Source organism: Ideonella sp. P3_A4, from assembly GCF_056403075.1.
This window is the reverse complement of record NZ_JBFUGE010000267.1, coordinates 1-8,211: the sequence shown is the minus strand read 5'-3', so window position 1 is coordinate 8,211 and position 8,211 is coordinate 1. Positions and strand designations below refer to the sequence as shown.

Annotated in this window: 8 protein-coding genes and 1 pseudogene; 8 read left to right on the top strand and 1 reads right to left on the bottom strand. The window is 67.7% G+C overall.

Annotation, left to right across the window (positions count from 1 at the left end):
* The 4 genes from rpoN to AC1DYI_RS20715 form a co-directional block, all read left to right on the top strand.
* On the top strand, window positions 1–1,068 hold a 1,068-nt coding region (gene rpoN / locus AC1DYI_RS20730), incomplete at its 5' end, for an RNA polymerase factor sigma-54 (RefSeq protein WP_477206022.1).
* Window positions 1,069–1,342: 274 nt separating this feature from the next.
* Entirely contained in the window at window positions 1,343–2,653 is a 1,311-nt protein-coding gene (locus AC1DYI_RS20725; protein WP_477206021.1) for a cation:proton antiporter, read from the top strand.
* A 57-nt stretch (window positions 2,654–2,710) separates the two neighbouring features.
* Window positions 2,711–2,908, top strand: coding sequence for a hypothetical protein (locus AC1DYI_RS20720; protein ID WP_477206020.1), 198 nt, complete (start codon window positions 2,711–2,713; stop codon window positions 2,906–2,908).
* Window positions 2,909–2,938: 30 nt separating this feature from the next.
* Window positions 2,939–3,493, top strand: coding sequence for a DUF4142 domain-containing protein (locus tag AC1DYI_RS20715; RefSeq protein WP_477206019.1), 555 nt, complete (start codon window positions 2,939–2,941; stop codon window positions 3,491–3,493).
* Window positions 3,494–3,880: 387 nt separating this feature from the next.
* Here AC1DYI_RS20715 and AC1DYI_RS20710 read toward each other — a convergent pair whose 3' ends face one another.
* Window positions 3,881–4,318 (bottom strand): ferritin-like domain-containing protein, encoded by a 438-nt coding sequence (locus AC1DYI_RS20710; protein ID WP_477206018.1) that lies wholly within the window; start codon window positions 4,316–4,318, stop codon window positions 3,881–3,883.
* Between the two features lie 210 nt (window positions 4,319–4,528).
* Here AC1DYI_RS20710 and AC1DYI_RS20705 point away from each other — a divergent pair, with 210 nt between their 5' ends.
* From AC1DYI_RS20705 to AC1DYI_RS20690, 4 genes and pseudogenes are all read left to right on the top strand, one after another.
* Window positions 4,529–6,493 carry a thiamine pyrophosphate-requiring protein gene (locus AC1DYI_RS20705; RefSeq protein ID WP_477206017.1) on the top strand — a complete coding sequence of 655 codons (1,965 nt, stop codon included), beginning with the start codon at window positions 4,529–4,531 and terminating at the stop codon, window positions 6,491–6,493.
* Window positions 6,490–7,044, top strand: a complete 555-nt coding sequence (locus AC1DYI_RS20700) for an NADPH-dependent FMN reductase (protein ID WP_477206016.1) — start codon at window positions 6,490–6,492, stop codon at window positions 7,042–7,044. The genes AC1DYI_RS20705 and AC1DYI_RS20700 overlap by 4 nt, the downstream gene beginning before the upstream one ends.
* 175 nt (window positions 7,045–7,219) lie before the next feature.
* Entirely contained in the window at window positions 7,220–7,768 is a 549-nt protein-coding gene (locus AC1DYI_RS20695; RefSeq protein ID WP_477206015.1) for a hypothetical protein, read from the top strand.
* A gap of 179 nt (window positions 7,769–7,947) precedes the next feature.
* Window positions 7,948–8,211: pseudogene (locus tag AC1DYI_RS20690) on the top strand (hypothetical protein); the annotation flags it as partial.

Genomic DNA, 8,211 nt, shown 5'->3' with positions numbered 1-8,211 from the left:
GCGCAATTGCATGCGCAGCTTGACCTGCTGTCGCTGCCTGAGCGCGACGTGGCGCTGGCGCGCGCGATCGTCGAATCGCTCGACGACGATGGCTACCTGCGCGTCGAGCTGACCGAGCTCGTCGACCTGGTGGAGCTGGAGCCGCTGGCCACGCTGCAGGAACTGAAGATCGCGCTGTGCCGCGTGCAGTCGCTGGAGCCCGCGGGTGTCGGCGCTCGCAATGTCGCCGAGTGCCTGACGCTGCAACTGCAGGCCGTCGAGTGCCCCGAGATGCGGGCGCTCGCGCGCACCATCGTCAACGAGCACATGGAGTCACTGGCGCGGCACGACGTGGCCAAGCTGGCCCGCACGCTGCAGCAGCCGCAAGAGCAGATCGAGGCGGTGTGCGAACGCATTCGCCGGCTCGACCCGCGGCCAGGTTGGCGCTGYGGCCCGGCGCAGGTGCAGTACGTGGTGCCCGACGTGATCGTGCGCAAGGTGCGCGGCCAATGGGCCGTGCAGCTCAACAGCGCGGTGGTGCCGCGCGTGCGCATGAACCGCGTCTACGCCGAGCTGTTCCAGCGTCACCGCCGCGCCAATGACCAGGCGCTGGCCGACCACCTGAAGGAAGCGCGCTGGACGCTGCGCAACGTCGAGCAGCGTTTTGCCACCATCGTGCAGGTGGCCGAAGCCATCGTCGAGCGCCAGCACCGCTTCCTCGACCATGGCCCGATGGCGATGCGCCCACTCGGCCTGCGTGAGATCGCCGATGCGCTGGGGCTGCACGAGTCCACCGTGTCGCGGGTCACGAACAACAAGTTCATGATGACGCCGATGGGCGTGTTCGAGCTGAAGTACTTCTTCTCGCGCGCCCTGACGACCGAAAGCGGCAAGACCTGCTCGGGCACCGCCTTGCGCAGCCTGATCAAGGACATGATCGAGTCCGAGTCGCCCAACTCGCCGCTGTCAGACGCCGACATCGCCCGCCAGCTGGCGCAGCAAGGCGTGCGACTGGCGCGCCGCACGGTGACCAAGTACCGCCAGCTGCTGCGGATCGACCCGATTGAGCGGCGGCGCGGACGAACCTGACGTGGCCCCGGCCTCTTGCACACGCTGCAAGCCGGCTCCGCGGGCACATCGGTTGCTTCTGGGCAGGGCAGGAATCCGCGATGCAAGCACCGAGCCCCGACCTCGTCACGCAGCTGCAAGGCTTACGGCGCCAAGCCCGCGTTGACGCGGACCAAGACATCGCCATCGTCCACGGTTGGCGACCCGAACGCCCTGGCCGCGAATCGCCGCGCGAGCTGGCGGACTGGCTGTTCGTGGCGGCCCAAGTGTTGACCGTTGCGGAGATGTCGAGTCATTGGCCACCACCTGGTTCGTAATCGTCGGGCTGCTGCTGATCCTGATCGGCCTGACCGACACCTGGCGGCGCGAGATGCCGGTGTGTGCCGCCGCGCTTTACCTGGTCGTGGGTCATTTGCTCGGCCCCGAGGTCTTTGGTTTTCTCGACCTCGACCTGCGGCGCGACGCCGCGTTGCTGGAACACCTGACCGAGGCTGCCGTGTTGGCGTCGATCTTCGCGGTCGGCCTGCGCTTGCGGGCGCCACTGCGCGACAAGATCTGGCGCGTGCCGCTGGTGATGGCCACGCTGACCATGCTGCTGACGATTGCGCTGCTTTGCGGCGCCGGCTACGCGATGGGGCTGGCGATCGGGCCGGCGCTGCTCTTGGCTGCGGCACTGGCGCCGACCGATCCGGTGCTCGCGTCCGACGTCCAGGTGGAGCATGAACTCGATCGCGACCGGCTGCGCTTCAGCCTGACCGCCGAGGCCGGCTTGAATGACGGCACGGCCGCGCCGTTCGTGATGCTGGCCCTCGGCCTGATGGGCCTGCACACGCTCGGCCCCTGGGCCGGCCGGTGGTGGCAAGAGGACCTGCTGTGGCCGACGCTCGGCGGGCTGGCGCTCGGCGGGGGGCTGGGCTTTGCTTTCAGCCGCCTGGTCGTGTGGCTGCGGCGCGAGCGCGAGCAGGCGCTGGGCATGGAAAGCTTCCTGACACTGGGCCTGATCGCGTTGACCTATGGCGTGGCGTTGCTGCTGCAGGTCTACGGCTTCCTGGCCGTCTTCGCTGCCGGCCTGGCGCTGCGCCAGGTCGAGCGGCAAGACAGCCCCGATCACAAGGCGAAGCCAGAGCTGGTGGCGCAACTGGGCCCCGACGCGGCCGCCCACCCGCAACAGGCCACCGCCTACATGGCCAAGGCCGTGCTCGACTTCACGCTCGATCTCGAGAAGCTGGCCGAGATGGTCGTGATGATCGTCATCGGCACCTTGATCAAAGACGACGCGTTCACACCACTCAGCATCGGCATTGCGCTGTTCGTGTGTTTCGTGGCGCGGCCGCTGGCGGTCTATGCGACCACGCCCCGCATGGGGCTGACCGCGTCGCAGCGGCGCCTGGCGGCCTGGTTCGGCATCCGAGGTGTCGGCTCGATGTACTACCTCGCCTTCGCGGTGGCGCATGGTGCCAATGGGGCGCAGATGAAGGCGGTGGCCGATGCTGTGTTGGTGACTGTGTCTTTGTCGGTGCTGATGCACGGCTCGTCGGCCACACCGATCATGCGTTTGTACAGCCGCACGCGGCGCGGCGGGCAGCGTGCCCAGGGGCCGCGCTGAAGGGGGAATACCAGGGCTGGGGACTGGTCGTGGCACGGCGCTTGCCGGCCTGTCGGCATGCCTGTACCCATCACCCCCAACCCCGAACTGCCGCAACACCCGCCTGCGCCGCCCGAGCCCACGCGCCGCCACATCGAGGACCCCGATCCGTGGCTGCCTCCGGTGCCAGTGCAGGACCCACCGGCGCAGCCGCAGCCCTCGCAGATGTATTGCGCCTGGCTGCATGCCAACCGGTTCGGCAGCATGACGTTGTGAACGCGGCCCCGGGCCGCATGCGGAGGTGCCATGTCTTTCGTCCCGACCAGCCTGAAAGCTTTGCTGTGCCTGGCGGTGTGTGCCTTGAGCCTCAGCGTCGGCGTGCTGGCGCAGAACCCGGCCGAAGCACCGGCGACGGCCCTGACGACGCTGGACCAGAAATTCGTTCGCAACGCCGCGGCCGACGGCCTGCTCGAGGTCGAACTCGGGCAGTTGGCGCAAGGACGCGGCGGCGGTGGCGAGATCAAGCGTTTCGGTGAACGCATGGTGCAAGACCACGGACAGCTCAACGCCGAGTTGCAGCGCCTGGCCGCGGCCCGCGGCGTGCCGTGGCCCGGCAACCTGAGCCGTGACCGCCAGGCCTTGCTGGCCCAGATGGGCCGCTTGACCGGCGCCGACTTCGACCAGGCCTACAGCAAGCAAGCGGTGGCCGACCACCAGCGCGCCGTGGCCAGCTTCGACCAGCAGGCCTTGACCGGCCGCGATCCGGAGTTGAAGGCTTGGGCCGCGAAAGCCTTGCCGATGCTGCGCGAGCACCTGCAGGCCGCCCGCGCGCTGAGCCCGAACGTCACGCTGGGGCAATGAATGAGACATCCTGATGTGAACGTGGCTGCGGGCCGAGTGCCGGGCCGCTCCCAAGCCGGCCCGCATCCCCTCGGGGGATCGGTCAACGTACCCGTTGGACGAGGGGCTCCAATGACATGCGACTCGACCTGGTTTCAGATGCAGCTCCAGCTGCATGTGACCCCGCCGCCGCCCGACACCGTGCCCCCGCCGCCACCGCCAGAGATGCCGGCCCAGCCGGGCGATTTTCCGGTCGAAGTGCCCCAGCCCGAACCTGCTTCGCCGGCGGGGCATCACCGCCAGAGTGAGCGGCCGCCGCACGAACTCGTTCAGTGTTGATCGCGCAAGCGGAGCCGCCCCCAAGGAACTTGGGGGCGGCTCTTTTTCGCTCTTGGGAGCGGGTGTGCTTCAGGTCGCCGCGGCGCGGGCTTGATCGCGCAGCGTGCGCACCTGCAGGTGGTTGCGCTTGACGCCTTCGTATTGCCGCGCGACGACCAGGCGCGCTTCAGGCGGCAGCGGTTCTTCCAGCGCCTTGCGATAGCGCTCGAGCGCCACGTCTTCGCCACGCTCACATTCCTCCAGCATCGCGAGGTCGCTGTAGCCGGTGAGCGTGCCCTTCACCGCCACCCAGCCGCGGTGCACCGCGCCGGTGGCCGTGCCGCCGTCATCCGGCTTGCCACCGTTTTGCTGGATCAGCGACTGAAGTTCGGCGGCGCCCTGGCGGCACTCTTCGGCGCGGGCACTGAACACGCTGCGCAGGCTTTCACTSTTCACGTGTTCGGCACAGCTGCGAAATCCGTACTCGCCGTCTTTGCAGGTGGAGACGAGGTGGTTCAAGATGTCCATGAGGTCTGAGTTATCCATGATGGCCTTTCTGGCTTCAAACAAAGGTTGTGGGACGTTTGGACAGGCGCCCATGAGGGGTCGTGGAGGGGCGTCTGTGGGGGTTACGGCAGGCTGCATGCCTGCACGGCGTTAGCGGGTCGAGCTGTGTCGGTCGACGTCGAGCCTGGTACGTCGATTGCCGTCGCTGGGGGATGAAGGCCACCCGCCACCATGTCCACCAAGACCGTCGCTGACCACCTGGTCGAACGCATGCGCCAGTGGAATGTGGCGCGGGTCTTCGGCTACCCCGGCGATGGCATCAATGGCGTGATCGGCGCGCTGCAGCGGGCTCAAGAACAAGGGCCGGCCTATGTGCAGACACGGCATGAGGAGCTGGCTGCCTTCATGGCCTGCGCGCACGCCAAGTTCACCGGTGAAGTGGGGGTCTGCCTGGCCACCTCGGGCCCCGGCGCCATCCACCTGCTCAACGGCCTGTACGACGCCAAGCTCGATCATCAGCCGGTGGTTGCCATCGTCGGCCAGCAGGCCCGCTCGGCGCTCGGTGGCGAGTACCAACAAGAAATCGACCTGGCCTCGCTGTTCAAGGACGTGGCCGCCGAGTTCTGCCAGATGGTCACGGTGCCGGCGCAACTGCGCCATGTGGTGGACCGCGCGTTTCGCACCGCGATCGACCAACGCACGGTGACCTGCATCATCTTGCCGACCGACGTGCAGGCGCTGGCGGCCGAGCTGGAGCCCCCGCGCGCGCACGGCACCTTGCACAGCGGCATCGGCCGCACCGCCCGCGCCGGCGTGCCGCGTGGCATGGACCTGGCGGCCGCCGCCGAGGTGCTGAACGGCGGCGAGCGCGTCGCGATGCTGGTCGGAGCCGGGGCACTGCAAGCGGGCGACCTGGTGCTCGAGGTGGCCGACAAGCTGGGCGCCGGCATCGCCAAGGCCTTGCTGGGCAAGGCGGTGGTGCCCGACGACTTGCCGTTCGTCACTGGCGCCATCGGCATGCTGGGCACCGAGCCCAGCTGGGACCTGATGGCCCACTGCGACACCTTGCTGATGATCGGCAGCAATTTCCCATACGCCGAGTTCCTGCCGAAACCAGGCCAGGCGCGCGGCGTGCAGATCGACATCGATGGCCGTCGCCTGGCGCTGCGCTACCCGATGGAGGTCAACCTCGTCGGCGACAGCGCGCAGGTGTTGCAAGCCCTGCTGCCGTTGCTCGACCGCAAGACCGACCGGCAGTGGCGCGAGCGGATCGAGCGCAACCTCGCACGCTGGTGGCAAGTGCTGGAACAGCGGGCGATGGTGCCGGCCGAGCCGATCAACCCGCAGCGCGTGTTCTGGGAGCTGTCGCCACGGCTGCCCGACGATTGCGTGCTGACCTGCGACTCGGGCAGCGCTGCGTTCTGGTTTGCGCGCGACCTGAAACTGCGGCGCGGCATGCTGGCGTCGCTGTCCGGTGGGTTGGCGAGCATGGGCAATGCGTTGCCCTATGCACTGGCCGCCAAGCACGCGCACCCGGGCCGCCCGGTGATCGCGCTGGTGGGCGACGGTGCGATGCAGATGAATGGCATCAACGCGCTGATCACAGTGGCCGACAGCTGGCGGCGCTGGGCCGACCCACGGCTGGTGGTGATGGTGCTGCGCAACGACGACCTCAACCTCGTCAGCTGGGAGCAGCGAGTGACCGAAGGTGAGCCGCGTGCCAGCATCTCGCAGTTCGTGCCGGCGTTTCCGTATGCCGACTACGCGCAACTGCTGGGGCTGATCGGCATGCGCATCGATGCGCCCGAAGGCGTGGCCGCAGCCTGGGACGCCGCGCTGGCGGCCGACCGGCCGGTGCTGCTCGAGATGGTGGTCGACCCGAACGTGCCGCCGGCACCGCCGCATCTGACAGCGCAGCAGTTGCGCGGCTACGCCGCGGCGCTGCTGAAGGGTGACCGCGATGCGCTGGCGACGGTGACCGCCTCGGCGCGGCAGTGGTGGGCCGGCCTGTTCACGAACGCGAGCGCCGCTCCGGTGAGCCCGGATGCCCCACCGAAGCCGGCCGCCCGATTGGCCATCGTGCCGGCGCCGTCCCAGTCGCGCAACGAGCCTCGTCAAGACGAATCCGCCGCGGGTGAAGAAGACCCGGGCGCCGCTATTGATGCATTGCCCAGATGGCAAGGAGGACCCCCATGAAAGTCGCGATCCTGGTTGGTAGCTTGCGCGCTGAATCGTTCAACCTGCAGCTCGCGAGGGCGCTCGCCCGCATGGGGCCGCAGGACTGGGTCTACCAGCACATCGTCATCAGTGACTTGCCGCTGTACAACCAGGACCACGACGCGTCGCCGTCTGATCAGGCCAAGCGCCTGAAACAAGAGATCGAGGCCACCGATGCGCTGCTCTTCGTCACGCCCGAGTACAACCGGTCGATTCCCGGCGTGCTGAAGAACGCGATCGACATTGCTTCGCGTCCTTACGGCAAGAATTCCTTCGCCGGCAAGCCGGCCGGTGTCATCGGCACCTCGATMGGCGCCATCGGCACCGCCTTGGCCCAGCAGCACCTGCGCAATGTGCTGGCCTACCTGGACGTGCCGACGCTGAACCAGCCCGAAGTCTTTTTGCAGTACCGCGAAGGCCTGATCAACCAGGCCGGCGACGTGACCGACGACAAGACACGCGCCTTCCTGCAGCGCTGGATGGACGCGTACCGCGCCTTTGTGGAGGTTCATGGCAAGGCCAAGCGCTGAGCTTGCACCGCGCTCAGTGGTTGTCGACGCGGTTTATTCCTACATGCAGACGCTCCGCCGGAGGACCCGCAAGCGCTGGCGCAAAGCCTAGAGTCAATCGCACCGGGCAGTCCTCCGGTCCAGCGACGAATCCGCTTCAACCCCACGGGGGTACACACACAGCAAGGAGTTACACATGTCCAAGAAGACACTGATCACTGCCGTTTCCACCGCCGCCATGGTGGCGACCCTCGGCTTTGCTTACGCTCAGAGCACCGACGAAGAAGCCTACAACCACGCCAACATCAACGGGTCGGTCAACAACTCGGTGCCCAAGCACTGGGCCCATGACAGCGTGATCGACAACAACCCGTACGAGACCGCCGCCCCGACGGCCGCCGGCCCGAGCTCAACGATGCCGGCCGATACCACCGCGATGCCGGCCGACACGACGACGACTTCGTCGACCGCCACTTCGCCGGCTACGGACGCGACGAGCCCATGGGCGGCTGACACGACCAGCACGCCGTCGACCACTGCGTCTTCGGGCAAGGCCGACACATCGACCTCGGCACCCGCCAGCTCGACGACCAACACCACCGACAGCATCAATCAGACCAACGGCAGCCTGTCGACCAACACGGCACCGAGCGAAACCCACTATGACCTGAACTCGCCCGATGACCCGATCTACAACATGGGCAAGCGCAACAGCGAACGCGCTCCGCGTCCGGACCGCAATTGACGCGCCGTTCGCGAAAGTGACACAGGGTGAACCAAGGCCCGGTGGCGCGAGCATCTGCTCGCGCTGCTGGGCTCTTGGTCGTAAGAAAGCCCCCAGGGCCTGGCAACGCCCAGCCCGCCCTTGAAGGGGAACAGAGAAACTCGGGAACGGCCCGTCGTTTCTCAAGAGGAGCCAACACCATGATGATCAGTCGCGATGTCACCGAGGGGCTCAAGCAAGGGGTGCTGATCGGCGCCGTCATTCTGGCAGTGGTGGTGCCGATGCGCCATCACCTGCTGCCCCAACGCTCGCCGGCTCAGGTGGTCGATCCGTCGGCCGCTGTGAGCTCGCCGCCACCCCCCGCCGTGGCGCCGGCGCCAGCGCCCCCGGAAGCCATGCCCGATCCGGTGATCATTCACCGTCGGCTCGATTGGAGCGGTGAGACGGCGGGCAAGGACGTGCGC